The sequence below is a fragment of the Sulfoacidibacillus thermotolerans genome, assembly GCF_003144315.1.
Taxonomy (GTDB): domain Bacteria; phylum Bacillota; class Bacilli; order Alicyclobacillales; family SLC66; genus Sulfoacidibacillus; species Sulfoacidibacillus thermotolerans.
Genome location: NZ_MPDK01000022.1, coordinates 18,697 through 43,673 on the forward strand (window position 1 = coordinate 18,697; position 24,977 = coordinate 43,673).

Below are 24,977 nucleotides of genomic sequence, written 5' to 3' on the forward strand. Positions count from 1 at the left end.
AGACACGGTTGATTGTCCTTTTGTGTTCGACTTGCCGTATACTGTAATGAAACAGTATGTAATTATGGGAGGGAAAAGATTTGCCGGAAGTGAAGCAACGCATTTTTGGGTCGTGGGAATCACCGATTACCTCAGATCTCATTGTTTCTGGAGCGAGTGAATTACAAGAAATCACGCTGGATGAAAATCATGTGTATTGGTTAGAGGGGCGTCCGACTGAAGGGGGCCGAAACGTCCTTGTGAAGCGTACAGAGACGGGAGAAGTGATTGATCTGACACCGCAGCCGTTTAATGTTCGAACCCGCGTGCATGAGTACGGGGGTGGTGCATATACGGTGAAAAATGGGGTTGTTTATTTTTCGAATTTTTCTGATGGACGTGTTTATCGCTTGACAGAGCAAGGAATTGAACCTATCACTCCAGATGGGGCATACCGCTATGCAGACTTTACAGTTGACACGGTTCATCAACAGCTGATTTGTGTGCGAGAGGACCATACGGGTTCAGGAGAGGCGGTTAATGCGCTCGTTGCAATTGCACTGGATGGATCTAACACGGTACGCGTTTTAGTGGAAGGAAGTGATTTCTATTCGTCTGCACGGATTAGCCCTGACGGTTTGAAAATGGCTTGGTTGGCGTGGAATCATCCGAATATGCCATGGGATGGTACAGAGCTATTTGAAGCAGAATTTAATTTAGACGGTACTCTTTCGCAAGCGATTCGTGTGGCGGGTGGTAAGGAGGAGTCTGTTTTTCAACCAGAATGGTCTCCTTTAGGTGATCTGTACTATGTGTCAGATCGTACGAATTGGTGGAATCTTTATCGCTATGCACAGGGGCGCACTGAGATCGTTGTTCAAAAAGCAGTTGAGTTTGGAATGCCGCAGTGGGTATTTGGTATGTCGACCTATGGGTTTCTTGATGAGTTTACAATCTTTTGTACATACAATGATCATGGACAGTGGTCGCTCGCTATGATTCATTTGTCAACTGGGGAGTTGCAGACGCTCGATTCTCATTTTACTGCGGTCAGATATGTGCGGGCGGCACAGGGGAGCGCGTGTTTTATTGGTGGATCCCCTACGATGCCGACGGCAATTGTACGCTACGTGCGATCTCACAATGAATTTACACTGCTGCGGGAATCGACGCAATTGATGATTGACCCGGAATTCCTTTCAATTCCCGAAGTTGTGGAGTTTCCTACGTCCTTTGATCGTACGGCTTATGGCTTCTTTTATGCACCGGCGAGTGCTGAATTTGATGGGCCGCCAACAGATCGTCCTCCACTTATCGTGATGTGTCATGGCGGTCCGACGTCAGCTGCTTCGACCACCTTTCATTTACATATTCAATATTGGACGAGTCGAGGCTTCGCTGTGCTGGACGTGAACTATGGAGGGAGTACAGGGTATGGACGCGAGTATCGTCAGCGATTGAATGGCAATTGGGGTATTGTGGACGTAGATGATTGTACAAATGGCGCTTTGTATTTGGTCCAACGAGGTGATGTACGCAGTGACCAATTGGCCATTCGCGGTGGAAGTGCTGGTGGGTACACTACGTTATCTGCTTTGACGTTTCGCGATGTATTCTCTGCAGGAGCTAGTTACTATGGAGTTAGTGACATTGAATTGCTGGCAAAAGAGACCCATAAATTTGAATCGAGGTATATGGACAGCATGGTTGGGCCCTATCCCGAATTGCGCGACGTTTATGTGGCTCGGTCTCCACTATATGCGCTTGACCAACTTCATGCTCCTGTCATCTTTTTTCAAGGATTAGACGATAAAATTGTACTTCCCAATCAGGCTGAACTTATGGTGGAGGGACTGCGTAAAAAGGGTGTGCCCGTAGCGTATGTTGCGTTTGAAGGAGAAGGGCATGGTTTTCGCAAAGCAGATCACATCAAGAAAACGTTAGATGCAGAGCTGTACTTTTACTCCAAAGTGTTTGGTTTCTCAGTTCCTTTTGATGCTGAGCCTGTGGAGATTGAAAATTTATAAGAGATTCGTAAAGCAAGAGGTGAGCAAACAGATGAGCAAACGCAAAACTGTGATTGCTGTTCTTGTTGTGGGTGCAGCTCTCGCATTGGTTGGATTTATGGCGGCAAAGCCAAAGCTTCAGAGTTTACCGCAACAAGGTTACTTAGCGCCAGATTTTACGTTGACGGATATGCAAGGAAAGACGGTGACACTGTCACAACTGAAAGGGCATCCAGTCTATATTAATTTCTTTGCTTCTTGGTGCCCGCCTTGTAAGTTGGAGACACCTGATCTTGAAACCATGTATAAAAAATACGGGAACCGCATCGATTTTCTAGCGGTCAATATGACACCAAGCGATAGCCTTGCAGGCGTTAAGAGCTATATCCAAACTTTTGGTGTAACATACCCAGTATTTTTGGATTCGTCAGGAACTGTTGAGTCTACCTACAATGTAATGGATATTCCGACTAGTTTCTTTATTAACCCACAAGGAGTGATTATTGCCCGCATTACGGGGATGATGACGCCGTCTTTTATGCAGTCAGAGTTTTCCAAGTTGTCTACTCTGCACTAAGTAGGTAATCGCGTATGCTGTGTATCTTTTGTACGCGGCATACGCCTTTAGGAGGATATAAAGAGATGAGTTCAACGCCGACAATTTGGATTGCGTTTCTCGCGGGGCTAGCTTCTTTTGTTTCGCCGTGTACATTGCCATTATATCCGTCGTATATATCGTATATTTCTGGAGTTTCCTACGATCGTAGGCAATCGCAATTGGTGACTTCTGCGGTGCGTAGAAAGGCGCTAGCACATGCTGTCTTTTTTGTGCTCGGTTTTTCTGTCATTTTTATCGCGCTTGGCGCATCAGCAAATTTAATAGGTTTTTTGTTTGCACAATACCGCTCTTTGTTAAGTGAGATTGGCGGGGTTATTGTAATCTTCATGGGGCTCATTTTACTTAAGGTTGTCAAATTTGACATGTTGATGCGCGAGGCGAAATGGCATGCGAAAGTTAAACCAGCGGGCTATCTCGGTGCTTTTGTGATCGGGGTTAGTTTTTCAGCTGGTTGGACTCCATGCATAGGCCCCATCCTTGCTTCTGTTATTGCAATTGCTGCGACGAGTCAAGTCAATGGAGCGATGTTGATGACTGCTTATGCACTTGGATTTGCCATTCCCTTTCTTATCCTTGCTTATACGCTTGGTTCCGTTCGGTTTTTGCAGCGTTACAGTGAGCCGATCAGTCGGATTGGCGGGGCAGTACTGGTGCTGATGGGCGTATTGTTACTGACACATCGGCTCGAGGTACTCACCTCTTGGATGACAAGAATGTTTGGGGCAGGTGCAACGTTTTAGGTCGGGACTGGTTCTCTTTGATTTTACTGGCAATGCCCATGGCCTTGGTGTGAGGCGTCGTCTGCACATAATACGGAATCTGGGTGAGGATGACCAGCGTCCTCCATTTGAATCGTACTGTGTCCGATTCCTAAATGAATCAGTTCATGTTCAATATTGCGCAAGATTGCCTGACTATCGCGGATCGAGAGTGTACCATCGAGTACAACATGGCAAGATAACGCATTTTTCCCACTCGTGATAGACCAGATATGGAGATCGTGCACATCGTAGACACCCTGGATTTGGCGGATCGCTGTCGCCACAGTAGATAGCGAGATGCCCTTGGGCGCACCTTCCATTAAAATATTGATTGCTTGCTTTACGATGTGCCAAGCCCCCAATGCGATCAACAGTGAGATAAGGACGCTCAAGATGGGATCTACGAGATACCATTTGGTATAAAGGATGAGTACTGCGCCAAGGATAACTCCTGCGGAAGCTGCGGCATCACCTAACATATGCAAAACGGCGCTGCGTACATTTAAGTTCTCTTCGCCGCGCAGTCCCAGCCCGAGATATAGGTTGATCGAAAGTCCGATACCTGCACTTACAATCATCCAAAGTGAATGAACAGGCTCAGGTTGTAAGAGGCGATGATAGGCTTCTATAATGATCACAATGGCAATGAAAATGAGCGCAATCCCATTGATTAAAGCTGCCAGAATGCCTGTTCGATGGTAGCCATACGTCAGATTTTCTGTAGGAGGCTTATTTGATTGATTGATTGCATACCAAGAAAGGCCAATCGCAGCCAGATCGGTTAAAACATGTCCAGCATCAGAGAGCAGTGCGAGGCTATGTGAGATGAGTCCTCCAGAAAATTCAACAACTAAAATCACTAACGTGAAAATAAAAGCCTGCTTCATCTTTCCTACGGGTGCATGTGTGTGAAAGACTCCGCTGTGGTCGTGCCCGTCCATCGCGTGTACATGTTCAACGGTCATTTTTCTAACCTCCACTTCCTTGCGGTGATCTGCATTTGACACTCAGTCTATTGTAATATATCCCACAAACTTCCTCTTTGCACCGGCTTGCCATGTGCGGGGCAAATCCATTGAAAAGGTCGTTTTCCGATTTCTTTAAGCGATTTTTGTAAAGCTAAGCGATCCCAGGTGAGAAACGCTGGTGCAGGTCGCAATTTTCCATTGCGTGTGGTCACTAAATCCCCAGCAAGCAAAATATCCCCATACCGTATGCTAACATGTCCAGGAGTGTGGCCGGGGGTTGGAATAATTTCCAATCCAGCAATCTGATTCCATGCCTCATACGTTTGATCAATCACTGGCTGTTCAACTTTCATCAGCGCCCGAATTACACGTCGGATTCCACGATCTTTCTGTAGATTATAAATCACCGGCAATTCTTCGCGTGGCGCCCAAAGTGTGGCGCCAGATTGTTCTTGTAATTGCTTTGCATTTCCAATGTGATCGACATCACTATGTGTGAGTAAGATATGAGCGAGGTCTGTAGGCTGTAATCCAATACGTGCTAACCCTTGTATGACATTTGCGATTCTTCCTGGCATAAACGTGTCGATCAGCACAGGTTCTTGTCCTGTAATCAAATAACAATAACTTCCTTTTGTCTCTTCCAGTAAGTGAACATTCGGCGCTATTTCCATCGTCTCACTCCTAGGGTTTCTAGTAGATCGCGCAATTCATTCTAGTTTAACATAGTGAATACAAAGTGATTGAGAGAATTCAAGTGAGTATGTTACCATGAACAGTAGAAAGGTTAATATTTCCTTTCTGTCGATGGTAAGTTTTATTTCTTTATAGTATGGCGAAACAGAGCGATTTCCTATTGCTGTAGTAAAGCAAAGACTCGTAGCGGCGCCAGAACGTGCAAGAGAGATGTCCCAGATGGGCATGATTGATTTGTGGCTAGCTTTTCGTAATCTAGAGTGGTGAAAGGACGGCGTTTTTAAAAATTATGGACGGGAATCAATATACACAAAAATCGCGCGAGGCGCTCGTTTTCTCCGAACAACTTGCTGCAGAGCGCCATCATCAAGAAGTTACGGCAAAACATTTGCTTTATGCATTGGTACATCAAGAAGGTGGACTCATTCCTCGTCTGCTTGAACAGATCGGGATCGACGCTGCTGTAGAAAATAAAGTGGAGCAATTATTGCGTCAGATTCCTGCAGTCACAGGTTATGATAGTGCGTTGCACATGGGAACAGGGCTTGCGCGGACACTCGCACGCGCAGCGCGAGAAGCCCAAGACATGAAAGATGAGTACATTAGTGTCGAGCATTTACTGCTTGCGATTATCGTGGATAGTGAACGCGAAACGGTGGCTGCTTGTGCGGAGGTAGGGTTAACGCGCGATGCGGTTTTACTAGCACTACGCGCTATTCGAGGCAATCAAAAGGTAACGGGAGATAATCCTGAGGGGACCTATGAGGCATTAGCACGGTATGGTCGCGATCTTACACAAGAGGCGAAAGATGGAAAACTTGACCCAGTGATTGGTCGAGACGATGAGATTCGGCGGACGATTGAGATCTTGTCCCGGCGGACGAAGAACAATCCTGTCTTGATTGGTGAGCCAGGGGTTGGAAAAACAGCGATCGTTGAAGGATTAGCTCGTCGAATTGTGGCGGGGGATGTGCCAGAAGGGCTCAAAAATAAGCGCCTCATTAGTCTAGACATGGGGTCGCTTGTTGCCGGCGCTAAGTATCGGGGCGAGTTTGAAGAACGCCTTAAAGCCGTGCTAAAAGAAGTACGAGAATCGGCGGGGACCGTGATTCTTTTTATTGATGAATTGCATACTGTCGTTGGTGCGGGAGCAGCAGAAGGGGCAATGGATGCTGGCAATCTGTTAAAACCGATGCTCGCGCGCGGAGAGTTACGTACGATTGGCGCCACTACGCTGGATGAATATCGCAAACATGTCGAGAAAGATGCAGCGTTAGAACGTCGTTTTCAGCCTGTTATTGTAAACCCTCCTTCGGTAGAAGACACGATTTCGATTTTGCGCGGATTAAAGGAGCGTTATGAAGTCTTTCATGGGGTGCGCATTAAGGATAGTGCGATTATTGCCGCAGCGACGTTATCTGATCGCTATATTAGTGATCGCTTTTTACCTGATAAAGCGATTGACCTAATGGATGAAGCGGCTGCGCGCTTGCGCACGGAGATCGATAGCATGCCCACGGAATTAGATGAAATGATGCGGCGCATGATGCAACTGGAGATCGAGGAAGCTGCGCTGAGTAAAGAGCAGGACGAAGCGGTAAAGGAACGTCTTGGGAAAATCCGTTCACAACTCGCTGACTTGCGCCAAGAATCAGATGCGCTAAAGGCACAGTGGGAACTTGAAAAGCAGTATATTGCACGCGTGCGAGAGATCAAAAAGGCGATTGAACAGACGCGTTACGACATGGAACGAGCAGAACGGGAGTATGACCTCAACCGTTTAGCTGAATTGCGTTATGGACGTTTAGGGGAACTGGAACGTAAACTCAAGGAAGAAGAAGCAGAGCTTGCGAGCAAACAAAGTCATGGGATGTTATTAAAAGAAGAAGTAGACCAAGAGGATATTGCACAGGTAATCAGTCGCTGGACGGGAATTCCACTTCGTCGTCTGATGCAAGGCGAGCGTGAAAAACTGTTGCATTTAGATGAGGCGTTACATCGTCGTGTGATTGGGCAGGATCAGGCGGTGCAAGTCGTTGCAGATGCAGTTTTGCGCGCGCGAGCTGGGATTAAGGATCCGCATCGCCCAATTGGGAGTTTTATCTTCCTTGGCCCAACTGGGGTCGGAAAGACTGAGTTGTCGCGGGCCTTGTCGGAAAGTTTATTTGACGATGAACGCATGATGATTCGGATTGACATGTCTGAATTCATGGAGAAACATGCGATTGCGCGCTTGATCGGAGCACCACCAGGATACGTCGGCTATGAAGAAGGGGGACAATTGACTGAGGCTGTTCGACGCAAACCCTATTCTGTCGTTTTATTGGACGAGATAGAAAAAGCTCATCCAGATATTTTTAATTTGTTGCTACAAGTGCTTGATGATGGACGTTTAACGGATGGACAGGGACGTACTGTTAATTTCCAAAATACGGTCATTATTATGACGTCCAACCTTGGCAGTGAAGAAATTTTGCGCAGAACAGAACAAGGTGAACCATTCTCAGTGATTGAAATGCAGGTTAGACAAATTCTGCAACGGCATTTTCGTCCGGAATTTTTAAACCGTGTCGATGAGATCATTGTTTTCCATGCACTTAGTCCACAAAACATGAGTTTGATTGCACAACAAATGTTGGAGCGTCTCGATAAACGGATACAAAAAAATATTGGACTAAGAGTACAGTGGACAGAAGCTGCTCTTGCTTATTTAGGGAAAAAGGGTTATGACCCAGTATTTGGTGCACGGCCTCTAAAACGGATCATATCACAGGAAATTGAGACTCCTTTAAGCCGTTTACTTGTCGCGGAACCTGTCTCGCATGGAGTAATTCATGTGGACGCGAACGAGAACGGCTTACATCTAGAAATTCGTCATTAATACAAAGGGAAATCTGTGCCTCCTGTAACCTCTTTCTGAGTCTTTGCGTCGGGAAGATAGAAAGATAAGGAGGCGTTTTTTTATGCAGAAAAAGTTTTATCCATGTGATGGTGGATGCAAATACGGGGAAAGTCGTAAATGATAATCGTTAAAGCGAAGATCTGCCAAAATTTGTTTCCTGAATTCCTGTTTCTGAAAAACAGTCGGGAGACCTCTCCAAACAATGGGCGAAAACACTGTATCCTGCGCAATATCCGCTTGTTCGATTGGAGCCGTTACTGATACAAGAAGGCGCTATATTGTGGTCCATGGAAATGGACATGAGAACCCACGGCGCAAATTCTTACGCATGCGCAGCTTCAGCGTCCGGATCCGCGAATCCCGGAGGAGCGATGATGAATCGTTGAGACAAAATGGGATGTCTTAGTGTGAACACTTCTTGTATCTGTAGCTAATAACTCAGGAATAGTGACAAATTGATACCCTTTTGCGCGCAATGTGTCGATGATGACAGGAAGTGCTTCTACGGTTCCAGTTAAATTTTCTTGTGGTCCGCCCGCAGCGGAATGCTGAAGAATAATTGCGCCTGGTTGAACATGTGGTAAGACGTTTGCCAAAACTTGCGCTTTGGTTAAACTGCGCCAGTCGTTTGAATCTACTGACCAATTGACAACATGATATCCCATGTTTCCGAGACTCTTCAATACAGTCGGGTCTAAATCCCCATATGGAGGGCGTAGATAACGAGTTCGTTTTCCCGTGAGGCGAAGAATTTCACGCTCCGTTGCTTTTACTTCCCATAGAAGTTGCTCCTGGTTGATGCGCGTTAAGTTGGGGTGATCATAACTATGATTGCCTAATACATGTCCGGCACGCGCGATCTGCCTGGTGATGATTGGGTATTTTCGAACGTGCAGGCCTAGGACAAAGAAGGTGGCGCGAACTTTTTTTTCCTTTAAAATCGCGAGGATTTTAGGTGTATAGAGGTTGTCTGGTCCATCGTCAAAAGTGAGGGCGATGCGTTTATTAGGTGGTCCTTGGTATGAAAATACATCGGGATAGAATTGAAGGTAATCTGTGTAATGATAGGAGGCTAAAGTGTGCTTTTCAAAGAACGGGGAAAAAAGAAAATAAAGAGTAACCACTAGCGCATATGTGATGTGAAAGATAGTCCGTGATTGACGCATACGTAACCTCCTAGGGTTAAGAAACGAGAAAAAATGAACCAAGCGATCTGAATTTTTCAGGTCGCTTGCTCTTGTTCTCTTTTATACGCTTCCCTAATCGGCTGACTTCATTCGCAAAAGAACTTCTATCAGTGTATGCTGAAAGTTCAGATCATCTTCACGCGTTCGGGCAGAGGGGCCTCGTATCTTTGCATGTTTACTTGATCGCCGCACTTTTGCATTTATGGCTCGCATGGTAAGCAAATGGTCGATATTCTGGGGGGTGAATTCTTGGCCCATAGGTGAAATGGCCATCCCTTGCCGAGCGAGCGCGAGTGCTGCCAGTCCATAATCTTGCGTAATCACAAGGTCACCTTTTATCATGCGCGAAACAATGGCCATGTCAGCCGCTTGTGCAGAAGCATCGACGGTTAAATGATTGCTTCCTTGAAGGTCGTGATTGTAGTTACTGACCGTTGTGATTTCGATTCCATGAAGCATTGCTTGTTCTTTTATGATTGCAAGTGCTCCTCGCGGACAAGCATCAGCATCAACCCAAATTCGCATGTCGATCTCCTCAGTCGCTTAGATGATACGGTACTGTGGTGACCACAATGTCTTTTCTATACAACAAAATGGTGCGGAGCATAATGCTTGTTTGATTATGCAGCATGTTATGCCACCATTTTCGCGTGACAAATTGAGGGATAGCAACAACAATGTGGTCAGGTGCACCTTCCCAATTTTCTACAGTGTTTAAAAAGCGCATGAGTGGTCGTACGATTGAACGGTATTGGCTACGCGCTGTGACCAGGCGAATGCCAGTATTCCATTGTTTCCACTTTTCCTCCATGCGTTCAATCGCTTCGTCGTCAAATCCAACATAGAATGCGATGACTTGATCTGAAACAGATAATGCATAGGAGAGAGTACCAGCTACGACGCGATTGATCCCCGCGATGGGGACAATGACAATTGTCTTGTGAGGAGAAGGTTTTACTTGGGTGATATTGATGCGCAAATCGTCAGCGATGGTTTGGTAATGACGGCGCACTTTTACTCCAAAGTAAATAATAAGAGGTAAGATGACAAGTACAATCCATGCCCCTTGTGAAAACTTAGCCACTGCAAAAACAACCGTAACAATGGCTGACAGTATGGCACCGAAACTGTTGATTGCGCTACGCCACAGCCATCCTGGTGGCTTAGTTTTCATCCAGCGTTTCACTAATCCTGTTTGAGCGAGTGTAAAGGATAAGAAGACGCCGATCGCATAGAGTGGAATCAGTGCGTCCGTTTGTCCATTAAAGGCAACGATCAGAATAATTGCAAGAATACTTAGGACGATGATGCCGTTGGAATATCCGAGTCGATCTCCCCGCAGTTCAAACATCCGCGGCATGAAACGGTCGCGCGCCATCAGTGCGGCGAGCAACGGAAAACCGCTATAGGAGGTGTTAGCAGCTAGAATTAGTACCGCGAAGGTAGTGAACTGGATAAAGTAGAAGAAAAAGCCCGTATGAAAGTAGGACTGTGCCAGCATTCCGAGCAGGGTGAAATTTGGATTGACTTGCAGACCTTTCATATAAGTAAGATAGCTTGTGCCCGCAAACATGAGACCGAGTAATAAGCCAAGCCAAAGCAGTGTCTTTTGTGCGTTTCGGATCGTTGGTTCGCGAAACTGTGGAGTTGCGTTTGATATGGCTTCAATCCCGGTCAACGCGGAACACCCTGACGCAAAGGCGCGCAGGATCAGCAATACAGAAATTTCCTTAGGAATAACACCAAAAGGTGGTGTTTGTGCATAATGCCAACCGGCGTGACTTAAATGGACAAAACCGACGATTTCTAAGGTAAAAATCGAAAAAATAAACAGGTAGGTAGGCCACATAAATATACTGGCAGACTCATTTAGACCGCGCAGATTCATGATCATAATGCCAAAAATCGCGAGAACACAGAGCGGCACGGTCCAAGGCAAAAGGCTCGGATAGGCCGTTGTAATCGCCGCGATCCCAGAGGATACGGAAACTGCAACTGTCAGAGTATAGTCAATCAACAAAGCAGCTCCAGCGACGAGTCCAGCGATTGGGCCGAACTGATCAGAAGCGACTGCATAAGCGCCGCCCCCGTTTGGATACGCGCGAATGACCTGTAGATAAGAGAGAATCAGCGCGATGAGGAGCAAAACAATCACGGCAGCAATGGGAAGTCCAATCCATAGTCCAGCAACTCCAATAAAGGCAATTTCGGAAAGAGCTGCTTGATATCCGTATGCGACAGAAGATAAAGCATCCGAAGAAAGAATAGGAAGCGCCTTTAATTTGGACAGGCGTTCTTCACGTAACTGTTGTAGCTTCTTCGGAGGACCAATCAGTAGTCTCTTCACATTGGAGAACAGATTTCATCCAACCTTTCAGATAGAATGCCGTATCACTCTGCTTCCAGCCATTATGTCACGTTCAGTTTAGCAAGGCAAGAATTCCGCGTTAACTTTTGGCAGGATTCGCTTGCAATACTTCACATTTGCGGATAACTGTGAGATGCTTATTATGAGTCTCACCAAAATTGGATATGCCTTTCTGCTGCTTGAAGACCAATCTAAGGATTAAATTGGGGTGTAAGTATGGAATTTGTGGTGCCTCAAAAATTATTACAATTGGATATCGATATCGCCCGCGAGCAATTGCGTTACCATCAGAAACGTGTGCTCGTCACCAAGGAGTTCACGTTTGATGCTGCTCATCACCTATATGCGTATGAAGGAAAATGTGTTGGGCTACATGGTCATACCTATCGATTGCTTGTCAGTGCCAGTGCTGTACCCAACGACATCGGGATTTCCATTGATTTTGCAGATTTAAAACGGATCGTAAAGCAAAGTGTCGTCGATCGTCTTGACCATCAGTATTTAAATGCTGTTTTGCCGCCAATGAATACGACAGCAGAGAACATGGTGGTATGGATGTATGAACAAATTGCACAAGCATTGCAACAAGAAGGTTCATCTGCTCGCGTGGAACGTGTTGTTTTGTGGGAGACGCCAACTTCCTGCGCAGAAGTGTCGCGTGAGGAGATGGAATAACTGTGTCACAGGGGCAAATGGAACAAGGGCAAGCGATGCGTACACTCACTCTTCCTCTGGTGGAGATTTTTGAAACGGTGGAGGGGGAAGGAACGGCAGCAGGTTTTCCTACAATATTTATTCGCCTTTTTGGATGTCCATTGCGTTGTAGTTGGTGTGATACTCCGTATAGTTATCCGCCAGCTTCAGCGGAAATGGTGCTTTCTGTCGATGAGATTATACAGCGTGTAAAGCAGTTTCGAGCAGCGCGAATTTGTCTTACTGGTGGTGAACCGTTGCTTTACACCCGTCCGGCAATCGCTTTATTAAATGAACTCGCAACCCTTGAAGCAATCGTCGACATTCACGTGGAAACCAGTGGAGCTATTGATTTGGCGCCATTTTTGCGCGAGGTGGCATCACCAAAAGTCCGCTATATTCTCGATTATAAATTGGCCAGTTCAGGTGAGACAGACAAGATGCAACTTTCGAATCTAAAAGATTTGCGCTCACAGGATGAATTAAAATTTGTCATAGCCAGTCGTTCTGATTTTGATCAAGCTTGTACAGTTCTTACAGATTATCACGTGCGCGGGACGCCGCTGTTTAGTCCAGTGTGGGGTGCCCTTGAGCCGAGCGAACTTGTAAAGTGGATGCTGGAAAAGGGGTTGGCTCACGTGAAGCTGAATTTGCAAATTCACAAGGTGATCTGGGATCCAGCACAGCGTGGAGTCTGATGTTGTATGACCTGATCACGAGTTCGATCGCGTCTTAGATAAGGAGGTAAATATTCTTGAAGCAATATGAGAAAGCAGTCGTTATTTTAAGTGGCGGATTGGATTCCACGACTTGTCTTGGTGTCGCTGTACAGGAAGGGGAAGAAGTATACGCGCTAACTTTTGATTATGGACAGCGGCATCGAATTGAGATTGAATCAGCAAAAAAAGTAGCTGAGTACTATCGAGTCAAGGAGCATCAAATCGCTACGTTGCCGTTTTTGCGTGCGATCGGGGGGAGCGCATTGACGGATAAAGAGATTGCTGTGCCACATAGCGGAGTGATTGCCAATGAAATTCCTGTTACGTATGTCCCGGGACGCAATTTGATTTTCTTGTCGATTGCTACAGCCTATGCGGAAGTGGTAGGGGCAAATGCGATTTACCTTGGAGTGAATGCACTTGATTATAGCGGGTATCCAGATTGTCGTCCGGCATTTATCGAGTCTTTTGCGCGCACGGCGACTCTTGCGACAAAGGCTGGGGCGATGGGAGCTACCTTGCAGATCAAAACGCCACTTTTATACTTGAGCAAGGCGGAAATTGTGACACTCGGCACAAAACTCGGAGTTCCCTATGAACTAACGTCTTCTTGTTATGAAGGAGGGTCTGTTGCTTGTGGTGTATGTGACAGTTGTCGATTGCGCCGCAAAGGGTTTGCAGAAGCGGGTTTAACAGATCCGATTGCTTATAGTGAGAGGATCGACGTAGTATGATATAATAAATAGCGTTTTTTATGGTATGTCAATGACGAACTTGTGTACAAAGATGTAGTGGTGCATATCTAGTAGAAAGGTTGAAACTATGGATCAGAAGTCCGGGGCAAATCGCCCGCAAAACCGGAGAACAGCAGACAAGGCGCGGCGCAAGAAACGCAGAAGGATAGCGACACTTGTCGGTGCAGGGGTTGCCGCGATTCTACTCGGTACGGCGCTGGCGGCAGTCTATACGAGCGTGAAAAATCCAAGTGGCGGCAATCCGTTTGAACACGTCGTCACAGCGTTGATGGGGGCTCCGCAGGAGAATATTTTGCTGATTGGGAATAATGCGAGAGACCCGGCAGGGCCGCTTGATTTAGGTACAGGCGGTGGACAGGCCGACATTCTGATGATCGCGCACGTCGAGCCGAAACATCATAAAGTAGTTTTAATTTCGATTCCGCGCAATGTTTTATTCGCACAACCTCAGTTTAATAATCCGATTCCTAAGATTAAAAGCTTGTTTTTTATTGGGGCACAGATGCACCCCAATCAAGCGGCGCAACTGTCTGTACAGGCAGTTGAGCAGTTGACGGGGATGAAGATCAACCACTGGGTAGTCACTGATTTTAATGGATTTGAAGATGCAGTCAATGCTGTTGGTGGAGTGAGAGTGGATGTGCCAGGGCGTCTATATGATCCACTGCACAGCCATGCGAATCTCTATCCGGGATGGCAAACGTTAAATGGGCAACAGGCGTTGGCGTATATCCGTATTCGCCAAAATGAAGCGAGTAGCACAGTCCGCGTCAACGATTTTCAACGAATGGATGCCGAAGCGCAGGTTTTGGAAGCTTTAAAGGAGAAGTTATTGAGTCCAGGAACAGATATAACGAGCATCGGCGGATTAATGAATACCTGGAAAAAAGATATTGCTACGGACATGAGTACTTCCGATCTGATTGCGCTGGCAGCTGATCTTCCAGGGGCAAAAGTAGTCCACGTGACATTAGGGAATTTAGGGGATTCGATGCAGATTGCGAGTGCGCCTTTGCCTGGTATTAACCAGGAGAATTATATTACGGGGGCGTACTACGATGTACTAAATCCGCAGCACATCTATCAAATGCTAAAACCCTATGGTTCGACAGGCTCTTCATTAGGACTGCCGCCTTTGCCGGCGCCCAGTCAGATTCCTGTACAGGTTTATGGTTCACAAGCTGTTGTCAACGAACTAAAGTCAGCAGGATATCCTGTCACGTGGATGGGGCCAGGCAATGGTACGTATCCTGTACAGATTATGTATCCGAGCGGCGATATCGAATGGGGCTTTCAAGTTGGGCGTACTTTGGCGACAGGGAACGGAATTGTTGAACCGGGGAGTCCGAATCCAAATGCTGTCGTCGTATATGCACAATAAAGTATCCTTTACTTGTCGGGACATGGAAGAAAAGCAGAAAAACAAAAGGCGCCGATTGGGCGCCTTTTGCGCACTTGTGACTTCTTATAGGCATAAGTGAGTGGTTGTACTACTTGTACGTAGTTATGAATATATCTTTACACATCGGAGGGAGAAACGTGTTACTTGTGACAAGTGCCGAGATGCAAACACTTGACGAGCTCATGATAAAGAAAATGGGAGTGCCTTCTGCGGCACTTATGGAATCGATTGGCTTGCGAGTGGCACAAGTGATCATCGATTTGTTAGATGGAATGGGTGTTCATGAACAAATGGGGGAGCGCTCAAACGCAACTGCTGTGTCTTCTCACGTAAAGCGGATCGCTGTTGTAGTTGGTAAGGGACATAATGGGGCAGATGGATTAGTCGCGGCCCGCTATTTGCATGCTTTTGGCTATCAGGTTCGGGTATGGTTAGCAGCGCCAGAGGACGAACTTGCACCCATGACACGTTTACAGTTCGAAGCTTACCTCAAATTGCAAGGGCAATTGGCTGCGGAGCAAGATGATCTGGCAGATGTGGATGTCATAGTGGATGCAATTCTTGGGAATGGCAGTAAACTTCCTTTGCGTGAGCCCATTAAGCCACTTTTACGCGCCATACGAAAAGCTGAGCGCACAGTTGTCGCAATTGATTTGCCAACGGGTCTCGATGCGGATACGGGGCAAATTGATGCAGATTGCGTGCAAGCGGCGATCACTGTGACTTGTGGCTTTGCAAAGCCTGGGTTGTACATGGATCCGGGGCGAAATTTTGTAGGGCGGATCGTAGTTGCCTCGCTTGCATTGCCACGGGAGCAGGCGGAAGCGCATGGTGCACATCATTACTTAATTACACCTGATCTGGCAGCTAGTCGATATCGAAAACGACCAACTGATTCACATAAAGGGACTTTTGGACGAGTCGGCATTTTAGCTGGCAGTAAGGGGATGTATGGTGCGGCGCGCTTGGCAGTAGAAGCTGCTTATCGTGCAGGTGCTGGTCTTGTCTATTACTTTGCGCCAACTGATCTCTCAGCGGCATGGCTCACCGCCTTCCCGGTGGAAGCGATCATTAAGCGCTATCCCGGACGAGCAGGAGAATGGACGAAAGAAGCAATCGATGCGCTTGTCGCATTGTTTCGAGAGGTGACTACGGGGGTTATTGGACCTGGACTGGGAATGAATTTGCGGGAAAATGTCGAATTGCTTTTTACACTGGCGAATCTGCCAGTTACCCTCGTATTGGATGCCGATTTTTTATCTGTACTTGCGTCACTGCGAGATCGAGGGCAGAGTTGGTTTGCACGGCGATCGTTTCCAACAGTGATTACTCCACATCCTAAAGAATTTGCACGTTTGTTAGATGTTTCTGTTGAACAAGTGCAGGCAAACCGATTAGGCTATGCGAAAGAATTTGCGGTAGCGTCAAATGTTGTTGTAGTCCTCAAGGGAGCGGGGACGGTGATTGCTACGCCACAACCAAGGATATGGATAAATCAAACGGGCAACAGTGGATTAGCGACTGGCGGTACGGGCGATGTGCTGGCTGGGATGATCGCTGGACTAGTCGCGTCGGGATATGATGTGCAGGATGCAGCGATTGTCGGTGTTTATGTGCATGGGTTAGCAGCACAATTAGCTTGCCAGAAAGAGCAGAGTGAAGAATCCTTGCTCGCCTCCGATTTATTTCGCTGGCTAGGGACAGCATTTCGACAAATTTCCCGGGCAATGGACATTTCTCTTGATGGATAGACAGGGGTGATCATGTGCGACGGAAAAACTGGGCTTCCTTTCTTTTGACTGTGAGTCTAGCGTTGGTGCTATCTGGATGCGGGCAAATGAGTGCAACGCAAATGGCCAAACAACTGCAGAGTGTACAAAACAATCTCACGACGTATAAAAGTGAAGCATTTATGACCGTGCATGTGCAAGATTCCGTGCAGCGCTATTATGTTGAAACCTGGTACCAGGCGCCGAATTTGTATCGGATCGCATTAGGGAATGAGAACAAAGAGATCTCACAAATTATTTTGCATAATGCACAGGGGATTTATATTATCAGTCCATCTACACGCAAAGTGATTCGGTTCCAAGGGGATTGGGCTGAGAAACAGGGACAAATGTATCTCTACAGTTCACTTCTGAGTAAAATTGTATCAGCTGTGAAACCTGGTTATTCTGTGAAGGATAAGGTAGTCACATTCGTGGTTGCTGCGGATTCATCGAATGCTTTGATTAGTAGTCAAAAGATTGAATTAGATCAGGCGACCTTTCATCCGATTCAGGTCGTGTTATACGATCAGGAGCGTCGTCCTGTAATCACCTTAAACTACATTTCATTCAAAAAGGGAGTTCAGTTTCCACCCAATGCGTTTTCTCCTGATCAAGCTACGACTTTAAAATCTATTGAAGTTCCTGTGAGTGCAATTGAGCAAGGGTTTGGCGTGATTGAACCTTCTTATATACCGCAAAATGATAATCTTGAAGACGAAGCAGAGCAGGGGGGAGTTGTCTTCGTGCGCTATGCAGGTCCAGAACCTTTTACGCTTGTGGAAACTCGTCCTACTCCTGGAAGTATTGAGCTTGGTTCGGGTCAATTACTGACTTTGTATGGTCTTCCAGCTGTTTTGACTGGAAATGTGGCCGTTCATCAACTGTATTGGTTGGAACATGGGGTGGAATTTCAGTTGACCTCGCATATGCCAATTCAACAAATGGTGCGGGTGGCGGCATCCATGGTTGATGAAGGCGGGAAATAAACGAAAGTTGCCTTCATACAAGTGTTTTGTGGTATCCTCTTCATAGGTGAGGGATGTGTGGAGACAAACTTGGGCTGAAATTAATCTTGAAGACCTTGTTCATAATGTGAGGCTTTTAAAGGGAAGACTTCTTCCGAATGTCCTCTTTATGGCTACAGTCAAGGCAGATGCATATGGTCATGGCGCGTCGACGGTTGCACAAGCTGTATTGCAAGCAGGGGCAGATCGGTTAGGCGTTGCGACGTATGAAGAGGGTGCGCAATTGCGAATGTCTGGTATTGAGACGGACATTCTGGTTTATGGCGCTTTATTTGAAGCGGCAGCGGAAGCTGCTGTAAAGTATCGATTAACGGCAACAGTGGGGAGTATACAAGACCTTATTTTTTTAGAAAAAAAAGCAAAAGAGTATAAAAATCGGGTAACAGTTCACGTTAAGATCGACACGGGAATGACACGTCTTGGTGTGCGTACTCTGCCTGCTGCGCTCGAGCTCTTGCAAAGAGCGGCAGAATCTCCATGGCTGACGCTAGAGGGTCTATTCACGCATTTCGCATCAGCTGATGAAGAGTTACTCCAAGAAAAGAGCGGAATTCAGCCGCGGTTAGTAGAGAATGACCCAACTCGTTCGCTCCCATTTGTAGAGCAACAGCGATTGCGGTTTGAGGAAATTGCGAGTGCTGCTCAGCAACAAGGGATACACGTTCCAATTCTCCATGCAGCAAATAGTGCAGCTGCACTGCGCGATCCACGCTATCAGTATAATATGGTTAGATATGGGATTGCGATGTATGGCTATTCTCCCATTCCTATGGAAGATTCGTCGTTTCGATTGCGCCCGGTACTCTCTTTGCGCTCGCGCATTACACGCCTCGCTGTGATTGAACCAGGCGAGGCCGTTAGTTATGGGCGCACGTATGTTGCTACGCGGCGAGAGGTGATTGCAACTGTACCCATTGGGTATGCTGATGGCATTCCCAGGGCATTATCCAATGTGGGAAAGGTGAAAATTCATGGGCAGTGTGCTCCTATTGTCGGTCGCGTTTGTATGGATCAACTGATGATTAATGTGACCGACTTGTCTGTGAAAGTTGGTGATGTGGTGACTTTTTATGGAGAATCCGAAGGGTGTGGTTCTCTTGCGCAAGTGGCAGCTCAACTCGATACGATTCCTTATGAACTGCTATGTCGAGTTTCAGCGCGTGTACCAAGAATCATCACCTACGTGAAAAATCTAGAAGAGACTTGCCATTGAACTGGATGTGTTGCTATAAAGTGCGTTATAATATGAATGGATCTGTAGGTAGTAAGGGGGATCTTGCATTGTCTAGATCACGGCGGATTGCCATCAGCATGCCACCATACCTTCTTGATGAAGTCGATGTGCTTGTTGCGGAAGAACGCAACACGCGCAGTGATTTGATTCGGAAGGCTACGGCCATGTACTTGCGAGAACGCAAGAAGCAGCGCATTCGGGAACTTTTACAGCAAGGATACCAAGAAATGGCTGTTATTAATTTGCGTTTGGCCTCCGAGGCTTTTGAAGCGGAAGCAGAGGCGGAGCGAATCGCACAACGGCTCGTCAGTGGGGTGTAGGCGTATGAACGTCAAGCGCGGTGACGTGTATTATGCTGATTTATCCCCAGTCGTTGGTTCTGAACAGGGCGGTTTCCGTCCCGTGCTGATCATTCAAAATAATATTGGAAATCGGTTTAGTCCGACCGTGATAATTGCCGCGATTACCGCGCAGATTCAGAAGGCAAAGTTGCCTACTCACGTCGAAATCGAAGCGTCAACATACGGATTAGAACGCGATTCGGTCGTTCTCTTAGAACAAATTCGTACGATCGACAAGCAGCGTTTGACCGAGAAAATTACACATCTCGACGATGAGTTAATGCAAAGGGTGAACGAAGGGATTCAAATTAGCCTTGGTCTGATTGATTTCTAAGTTGTTTATTCTGACAAGGTGCATCATGAAAATAGTTTATGCGTGGGACGTTGTTCCCGTGTCAGCAGGCTGATTAAGATCAGCCTTATTTGCATTTCTAGGGCATGTCCAGCCCCCCGCCCGAATAACGTGTACAAATAGTGATTTTACATACGAAAGGCGGGGGCGTTTTGATTCATGGGGCACTCGTTGGGGCCAAGGTCAGGACGCTGACTTTGGTCGGATTGATTGTGGTGTGCTTAGTAGCCATTGCAGTGTATAGTGAGGGCAATGTCCACCCGTTGGTCCATGGGCATATGGTAAAAACTTTATTTCAAAGTATTGTGTGGGAAGCGTTTCCTTTTATTTTGTTTGGTTCCATTCTCTCCTCACTAATTGAAACATGGGTTGGGGCCAATCACTTATCTGCGCTGTTATCAGATTCGATGACTGGGCGTTTGGCTGCGAGTATGGTTGGGCTTGTGGTTCCCGTCTGTGATTGCGGAACGATTCCAGTGGCACGGACATTTCGCCGCAAAGGAGTTGGTGAATCCGTTGCATTTACTTTCGCACTGGCGACGCCGACGTTGAACCTAATTGCGCTCATTTCCACGTTTATTGCTTTCCGGCAACAGTTGGGTTTTGTTTTATTGCGTGCTGGATCTGCTCTGATCATCGCATTAGTAACAGGAATTGCGGTGTATTTGCAGGAAGAAGGATTGACGGAAAAATGGAATGTGAAATATTCCGAGGATCACCATCACACACAAAAAGGTTTTGCGAAGTGGCGTCATGCGGCAGAACACTCAGTGGATGAACTGTTTACTGTCGGACCCTTTTTTGTCATCAGTGCGCTCTTTGCAGCAGTTGCGCAAGGACTGTGGCCACTAAAAGTGGTAACTGCGTTTACGCAGCACTCGATCTGGTCCATTGTTTTACTGATGGTGCTTGGCAGTGCCTTTTCACTCTGCTCGGAAGCGGATGCATTTGTTGCGGCCAGCTTAACGACACTATTTTCTCCTGGTGCCGTGATGGCTTTTCTTCTTGCGGGGCAAATGATCGATGTGCGTAATATATTTCTCATGCCTCAAGTTTTCTCGAAGCGAACTATGGTTGTGGGCTTGCCTCTTGCAGCGATGATGATTTTTGCTTTCGCATTGCTGGTCAACCGCTTCTTAACTGGGGGATGGGTGTAATGAGGTCGGAAAGATACCTGCGTTTTAGTATTTTGTTGCTCTATGGCGTAAGTTTATTCCATCTTGTATGGACTGGAACAATGTATCATTACATCGGTACGATGATGGCTCCATTTGAAGTGGCGGCGTTGGTTGTGATTTGGTTACTGATCGGTCTCTCATTAGGATCACTGCGCACAATCGAATCGCCAGAAAGTGAGCGGGATTCTTGGTTGCAAGGCATTTTGTTTGCCGCTTTTGCACTGCCGCCGGCTGCTTATTTACTCACTGCTTGGTTTCTGTAAAGTGAATGCTTTGCGCGAGCAGGAAAACGTAGTACTCTGGAGGAGAGTTCAATTTATGAAAGGTGGGGCTGTACCCTTGAGTCAAATTGCAGATAAAGAAGCAAATGTGCGCGAGATTTCGCGCATTCGAAATTACGAGCTATATCGTGACGGATTAAAAAAAATTTCCTGGGTAAAAGAACATATGCCTTTGTTGCGCTCGTTGGAAGAGCAGTTTCGCAAAGAGCAGCCATTTGCAGGCAAGCGCGTAGTCATTTGCTTACATTTGGAGGCGAAGACAGCGTACCTCGCAAAAGTGGTACAAGCCGGAGGCGCAAAAGTTGCGGTCGTGGCATCCAACCCGCTTTCTACACAAGATGATGTTGTTGCGGCGCTTGTCCATGACGGAATTTATGCCTTTGCTTGGCACGGCGCCAGCGCAACTGAATACAATGAACATATTCAGGCGGCTCTTGACTTTCACCCGGAGCTTGTCATCGATGACGGGGGCGACTTAGTATCCACATTGCACCGTGAACGCAAAGAGCAAGTGGCAGAGATCAAAGGCGGATGTGAGGAAACTACAACAGGCATTTTACGCTTGCGTGCAATGGAAGAAGAAGGGGTTCTTGGGTTTCCGATGATTGCCGTGAATGATGCATACTCCAAGTATTTATTTGACAATCGTTACGGAACTGGACAGTCTGTATGGGATGGCATTATGCGTACGACAAACCTTGTTGTGGCAGGAAAAACAGTGGTCGTTGTCGGATATGGTTGGTGTGGAAAGGGAGTGGCTTTACGCGCTGCCGCGTTAGGGGCGAAAGTGATTGTGACTGAAGTCGATCCGATCAAGGCATTGGAGGCTCTGATGGATGGCTATTCCGTCATGCCCATACGCGAGGCAGCAAAACTTGGAGACTTTTTTATTACGGTGACTGGGGATAAGAATTGTATTGTTGGAGAGCACTTTGACGTGATGAAAGATGGGGCACTCCTCGCAAATGCAGGTCACTTTGACGTAGAAATCAGCATTCCGGATTTACGTGCCAAAGCAGTATCTGTGCAGACAGTGCGCAAAAATGTGGAGGAGTATACATTTGCTGATGGTCGCAAAGTGTACTTACTCGCTGAGGGTCGACTTGTGAATCTCGCCGCAGGGGATGGGCATCCGGCTGAAGTGATGGATATGACATTTGCTCTGCAGGCACTCGCGCTCCGCTATGTGAATGAGGAGCCACTCTCAGCAGGTGTTCATCGTTTGCCACAAGCTCTTGATGAGCGAGTAGCACGCATGCGATTGGCTGCAAGTGGAGTTGAAATTGATGAGCTCACGGAGGAGCAGCGCGCCTACCTTGCAAGTTGGAGGTCGCATGGTTAAACCCTGCGACCTCGTTCAAAAAATCCCGTATTTATGGGGTTTTTTATGTCTATAAAAAGCGCGTTTTTAAGTTATGCTCCGAATTTGTTACGATTTTTTTGTGCGTAATAAATCAGATATGCGTTGCGTAGCGTCTTGTTGCATCGTTTCAGTGACATGCGAATAGGTATCTGCTGTCATTGCGATTGAGGCATGACCTAGCCGTTCTGATACGATTTTTAATGGAACATTAGCTTGAAGTAACAATGTGGCATGAGTATGTCGTAAATCATGGAATGATACTTTTGGCAGGTTTAATTTATTTACCGCGATGCGGACATCGCGCGATAATGTCATTGGATCAATAGGTTTGCCGTCAGGGTGTGCAAGTATAAATTGCATATCAATAGGAGGGAGAGGAAACGCACCGTACCATACGTGCAATAATTCGATTAAATCATCATCAACCGGGATAGGGCGAATACTGCCGACTGTTTTGGGATTACCGATAAAATCTTTTCCTTTTCTTCGCTGACGTGATCGGGTGATTCGGATGATTTTACGTTCCCAATCTATATCTCGCCACTGAAGCCCGCAAATTTCACCACGCCGCATCCCAGTATGAAGTGCTATTGTTGCTCCTAAATAAGAAAGATAACGATGATCTTTAAGCCAATTTAGTAGTTGATGTGCCTGCTCTACGGATAGCACATTGCGACGTTCAATTTTTCCGCTTGGTGAATCCACTCTTTTCATCGGAGTTTCTTTAATGATTCCACGCTTTACTGCTCGATTTAATGCTGCACGCAACACACGGTGTACGCGATGAATTGTTGACGGGGCTAATTCTTTTGCTTTTAATTTCTCATACATGGATTCAATTGCAAAATGGTCTAATTTATCAAGTCGCAAATCGCCGATATAAAAACTTATTATTTTTTTTGTATCTTCATAGGTTTCTAGCGTTCTAGGTGCAACTTTATCTTGAATTTGGATAAGCCATTCATTCAAATACTCCTCGACTTTCATTGCGGCAAAGGCTACTTCTCCAGAATCAATTTTAGCGATGGCTTGAGTCATCGCTTCAAAAGCTTGCGCTTTTGACTGAAATCCACTTTTTCTAATTGTTGGATAGTTACCGCGTATTGGATCGTAGGGCATGTTAATGATATATCCCCACTTGTCTCCACGTTTGCGAACTCGTCCTGTTGTCATCCTAAATTCCTCCTGCCACAGGAATTCCAATTCTACGATAAAACCGTTCTAACGGTTCGCCGTATTCAGGGGCACTGAACGAAGATAAAAATGAAATTGCAAACTCTTCTGCTTCGCGTTCATATTTGCCAATTGGAAATAAAGTATCTTTTATCTCAAAATAATCACAGTCAGGATGTAAAATAGCATGACCTAACTCGTGAGCGCAAACAAATTTTGCAAAGGTAGCGTCCAGAGCATTATTTATCACTAGAAACCGAATGCCAAAAATGGCTGTTGTAAATCCTCTTACACTCGATGGCAAATCTTTAATTTTTACTTTAAATTCTAATTGTTCCGCTACTTGATAAGGATTATCTGTGGCAAATTTACGTGCAATTGCGCGTGCGGTTTCTCTAGCTCTTGACAACAGTCTCACTCCTTCGAGCGATCTTGTTTGCGGCGCAGAGCTTCCCAAAATAGACCAGTCAAAACATCTTCTACTTTTCGCCTATCCTCTTCACTCAAAGGAACACCATCAAACATTACTTGTTGTTTTTGTAGCGCTGCCTTTAAATCAAACTCTAAACTCATATCATTTCCTGATTTTCCTAAAACCAAATAATCTACACTTACCCCATAAAACTTCGCCAACTGCGTGATGACATTTAAATTCGGTTCTCGATCTCCACTTTCGTACCCTGCATACGTAGATATTGCAATGTTTAACATTTTTGCCATTTCTCGCATGGTTAAATTGCGCGACTTTCGCAGGTCGGACAAACGTTCTCCAAACGCATCCAACAAAACACCACTCCTAAAATCGCTTTACGCAAAAAAGTCTATTGATTTTTCGCGTAAAGCGAAATACAATTTGTATAAACCATATAAAAGAAAGGTGATTCCCGTGAACTTGCCATTGGTAATGACTGTGAAGGATGTTGCGACTGCGCTTGGTATCAGTGAAACCACTGCCCGCAACATTATGAAAAGAGAAGATTTTCCTTCTTTTCCTGTCACGCCTTCGATGCGCCGTGTGTACCGAGAAAAATTTTTGGAATGGTTAAATCGACAGGCTAGTTAATCCGTTGTACTTAATCTTTCTGCCTCAATCCGCATTACCCATTCCGTCGGCCCTTTGCCGCCGGAAATGACAAGAACATCCTCGTTTTGGCTAAGGAGGATTTCGCGATAGTCGGTAATCACGATAGGACCATTATTCAC

At 46.3% G+C, this 24,977-nt stretch carries 25 protein-coding genes; 17 read left to right on the forward strand and 8 right to left on the reverse strand.

Features of this window, described 5'->3' with window-relative positions:
• Positions 1 to 89 precede the first annotated feature (89 nt).
• The 3 genes from BM613_RS11180 (at position 90) to BM613_RS11190 (ending at position 3,344) form a co-directional block, all read left to right on the forward strand.
• Positions 90 to 2,006 (forward strand): S9 family peptidase, encoded by a 1,917-nt coding sequence (locus BM613_RS11180; RefSeq protein ID WP_109431294.1) that lies wholly within the window; start codon positions 90 to 92, stop codon positions 2,004 to 2,006.
• Positions 2,007 to 2,037: 31 nt separating this feature from the next.
• On the forward strand, positions 2,038 to 2,562 hold the full coding sequence (locus BM613_RS11185) for a TlpA disulfide reductase family protein (RefSeq protein ID WP_181363082.1): 525 nt from the start codon (positions 2,038 to 2,040) through the stop codon (positions 2,560 to 2,562).
• Between the two features lie 65 nt (positions 2,563 to 2,627).
• The gene (locus BM613_RS11190) at positions 2,628 to 3,344 is read left to right on the forward strand and encodes a cytochrome c biogenesis CcdA family protein (RefSeq protein ID WP_109431273.1); all 717 of its coding nucleotides are present in this window, start codon (positions 2,628 to 2,630) and stop codon (positions 3,342 to 3,344) included.
• A 23-nt stretch (positions 3,345 to 3,367) separates the two neighbouring features.
• Here the strand turns inward: BM613_RS11190 and BM613_RS11195 are convergent, their stop codons facing one another.
• Entirely contained in the window at positions 3,368 to 4,330 is a 963-nt protein-coding gene (locus BM613_RS11195) for a cation diffusion facilitator family transporter (protein ID WP_109431274.1), read from the reverse strand.
• 47 nt (positions 4,331 to 4,377) lie between these two features.
• Entirely contained in the window at positions 4,378 to 5,007 is a 630-nt protein-coding gene (locus tag BM613_RS11200) for an MBL fold metallo-hydrolase (RefSeq protein ID WP_109431275.1), read from the reverse strand.
• Positions 5,008 to 5,318: 311 nt separating this feature from the next.
• On the opposite strand from BM613_RS11200, the gene clpB reads away from it, so the two are divergent.
• A complete protein-coding gene (gene clpB / locus BM613_RS11205) occupies positions 5,319 to 7,910 on the forward strand; it encodes an ATP-dependent chaperone ClpB (RefSeq protein WP_109431276.1) in 2,592 nt (863 codons plus the stop codon).
• A 359-nt stretch (positions 7,911 to 8,269) separates the two neighbouring features.
• Here clpB and BM613_RS11210 read toward each other — a convergent pair whose 3' ends face one another.
• The 3 genes from BM613_RS11210 to BM613_RS11220 form a co-directional block, all read right to left on the reverse strand.
• Entirely contained in the window at positions 8,270 to 9,097 is an 828-nt protein-coding gene (locus BM613_RS11210; protein ID WP_109431277.1) for a polysaccharide deacetylase family protein, read from the reverse strand.
• 93 nt (positions 9,098 to 9,190) lie between these two features.
• Positions 9,191 to 9,643, reverse strand: a complete 453-nt coding sequence (locus tag BM613_RS11215; RefSeq protein WP_109431278.1) for a YaiI/YqxD family protein — start codon at positions 9,641 to 9,643, stop codon at positions 9,191 to 9,193.
• Between the two features lie 10 nt (positions 9,644 to 9,653).
• Positions 9,654 to 11,465, reverse strand: coding sequence for an APC family permease (locus tag BM613_RS11220; RefSeq protein ID WP_342767167.1), 1,812 nt, complete (start codon positions 11,463 to 11,465; stop codon positions 9,654 to 9,656).
• Between the two features lie 237 nt (positions 11,466 to 11,702).
• On the opposite strand from BM613_RS11220, the gene queD reads away from it, so the two are divergent.
• The 12 genes from queD to BM613_RS11280 all read left to right on the forward strand — a co-directional run bounded on the left by queD (position 11,703) and on the right by BM613_RS11280 (position 22,580).
• Positions 11,703 to 12,161, forward strand: a complete 459-nt coding sequence (gene queD / locus BM613_RS11225) for a 6-carboxytetrahydropterin synthase QueD (protein WP_109431280.1) — start codon at positions 11,703 to 11,705, stop codon at positions 12,159 to 12,161.
• A gap of 2 nt (positions 12,162 to 12,163) precedes the next feature.
• The gene (locus tag BM613_RS11230; protein WP_342767168.1) at positions 12,164 to 12,877 is read left to right on the forward strand and encodes a radical SAM protein; all 714 of its coding nucleotides are present in this window, start codon (positions 12,164 to 12,166) and stop codon (positions 12,875 to 12,877) included.
• A 56-nt stretch (positions 12,878 to 12,933) separates the two neighbouring features.
• Positions 12,934 to 13,632: a 7-cyano-7-deazaguanine synthase QueC gene (queC, locus tag BM613_RS11235; RefSeq protein WP_109431281.1), complete on the forward strand. Its 699-nt coding sequence runs from the start codon at positions 12,934 to 12,936 to the stop codon at positions 13,630 to 13,632.
• Positions 13,633 to 13,720: 88 nt separating this feature from the next.
• Positions 13,721 to 15,034, forward strand: coding sequence for an LCP family protein (locus BM613_RS11240; protein ID WP_109431282.1), 1,314 nt, complete (start codon positions 13,721 to 13,723; stop codon positions 15,032 to 15,034).
• Positions 15,035 to 15,192: 158 nt separating this feature from the next.
• Positions 15,193 to 16,806, forward strand: a complete 1,614-nt coding sequence (locus tag BM613_RS11245) for an NAD(P)H-hydrate dehydratase (protein ID WP_181363083.1) — start codon at positions 15,193 to 15,195, stop codon at positions 16,804 to 16,806.
• 50 nt (positions 16,807 to 16,856) lie between these two features.
• Positions 16,857 to 17,813: a LolA family protein gene (locus BM613_RS11250; protein ID WP_181363084.1), complete on the forward strand. Its 957-nt coding sequence runs from the start codon at positions 16,857 to 16,859 to the stop codon at positions 17,811 to 17,813.
• 55 nt (positions 17,814 to 17,868) lie between these two features.
• On the forward strand, positions 17,869 to 19,065 hold the full coding sequence (gene alr / locus BM613_RS11255) for an alanine racemase (RefSeq protein WP_281267855.1): 1,197 nt from the start codon (positions 17,869 to 17,871) through the stop codon (positions 19,063 to 19,065).
• 32 nt (positions 19,066 to 19,097) lie between these two features.
• Positions 19,098 to 19,406, forward strand: a complete 309-nt coding sequence (locus BM613_RS11260; RefSeq protein ID WP_109431296.1) for a CopG family ribbon-helix-helix protein — start codon at positions 19,098 to 19,100, stop codon at positions 19,404 to 19,406.
• A 4-nt stretch (positions 19,407 to 19,410) separates the two neighbouring features.
• Positions 19,411 to 19,761 (forward strand): type II toxin-antitoxin system PemK/MazF family toxin, encoded by a 351-nt coding sequence (locus BM613_RS11265; protein WP_109431286.1) that lies wholly within the window; start codon positions 19,411 to 19,413, stop codon positions 19,759 to 19,761.
• 170 nt (positions 19,762 to 19,931) lie between these two features.
• Positions 19,932 to 20,936: a permease gene (locus BM613_RS11270; RefSeq protein WP_146192802.1), complete on the forward strand. Its 1,005-nt coding sequence runs from the start codon at positions 19,932 to 19,934 to the stop codon at positions 20,934 to 20,936.
• Entirely contained in the window at positions 20,936 to 21,220 is a 285-nt protein-coding gene (locus tag BM613_RS11275; protein ID WP_181363085.1) for a DUF1980 domain-containing protein, read from the forward strand. The genes BM613_RS11270 and BM613_RS11275 overlap by 1 nt, the downstream gene beginning before the upstream one ends.
• A 55-nt stretch (positions 21,221 to 21,275) precedes the next feature.
• Positions 21,276 to 22,580 (forward strand): adenosylhomocysteinase, encoded by a 1,305-nt coding sequence (locus tag BM613_RS11280; RefSeq protein ID WP_109431289.1) that lies wholly within the window; start codon positions 21,276 to 21,278, stop codon positions 22,578 to 22,580.
• A gap of 87 nt (positions 22,581 to 22,667) precedes the next feature.
• Here BM613_RS11280 and BM613_RS11285 read toward each other — a convergent pair whose 3' ends face one another.
• The 3 genes from BM613_RS11285 to BM613_RS11295 are packed head-to-tail and all read right to left on the reverse strand — an operon-like array spanning position 22,668 to position 24,560.
• On the reverse strand, positions 22,668 to 23,774 hold the full coding sequence (locus tag BM613_RS11285; protein ID WP_109431290.1) for a tyrosine-type recombinase/integrase: 1,107 nt from the start codon (positions 23,772 to 23,774) through the stop codon (positions 22,668 to 22,670).
• 1 nt (position 23,775) lies between these two features.
• On the reverse strand, positions 23,776 to 24,183 hold the full coding sequence (locus BM613_RS11290) for an ImmA/IrrE family metallo-endopeptidase (RefSeq protein WP_181363086.1): 408 nt from the start codon (positions 24,181 to 24,183) through the stop codon (positions 23,776 to 23,778).
• 5 nt (positions 24,184 to 24,188) lie between these two features.
• The gene (locus BM613_RS11295; RefSeq protein WP_109431292.1) at positions 24,189 to 24,560 is read right to left on the reverse strand and encodes a helix-turn-helix domain-containing protein; all 372 of its coding nucleotides are present in this window, start codon (positions 24,558 to 24,560) and stop codon (positions 24,189 to 24,191) included.
• Positions 24,561 to 24,660: 100 nt separating this feature from the next.
• Between BM613_RS11295 and BM613_RS15115 the strand changes: the two genes are divergently transcribed.
• Positions 24,661 to 24,837: a helix-turn-helix domain-containing protein gene (locus BM613_RS15115; RefSeq protein ID WP_181363087.1), complete on the forward strand. Its 177-nt coding sequence runs from the start codon at positions 24,661 to 24,663 to the stop codon at positions 24,835 to 24,837.
• Positions 24,838 to 24,977 lie beyond the last annotated feature (140 nt).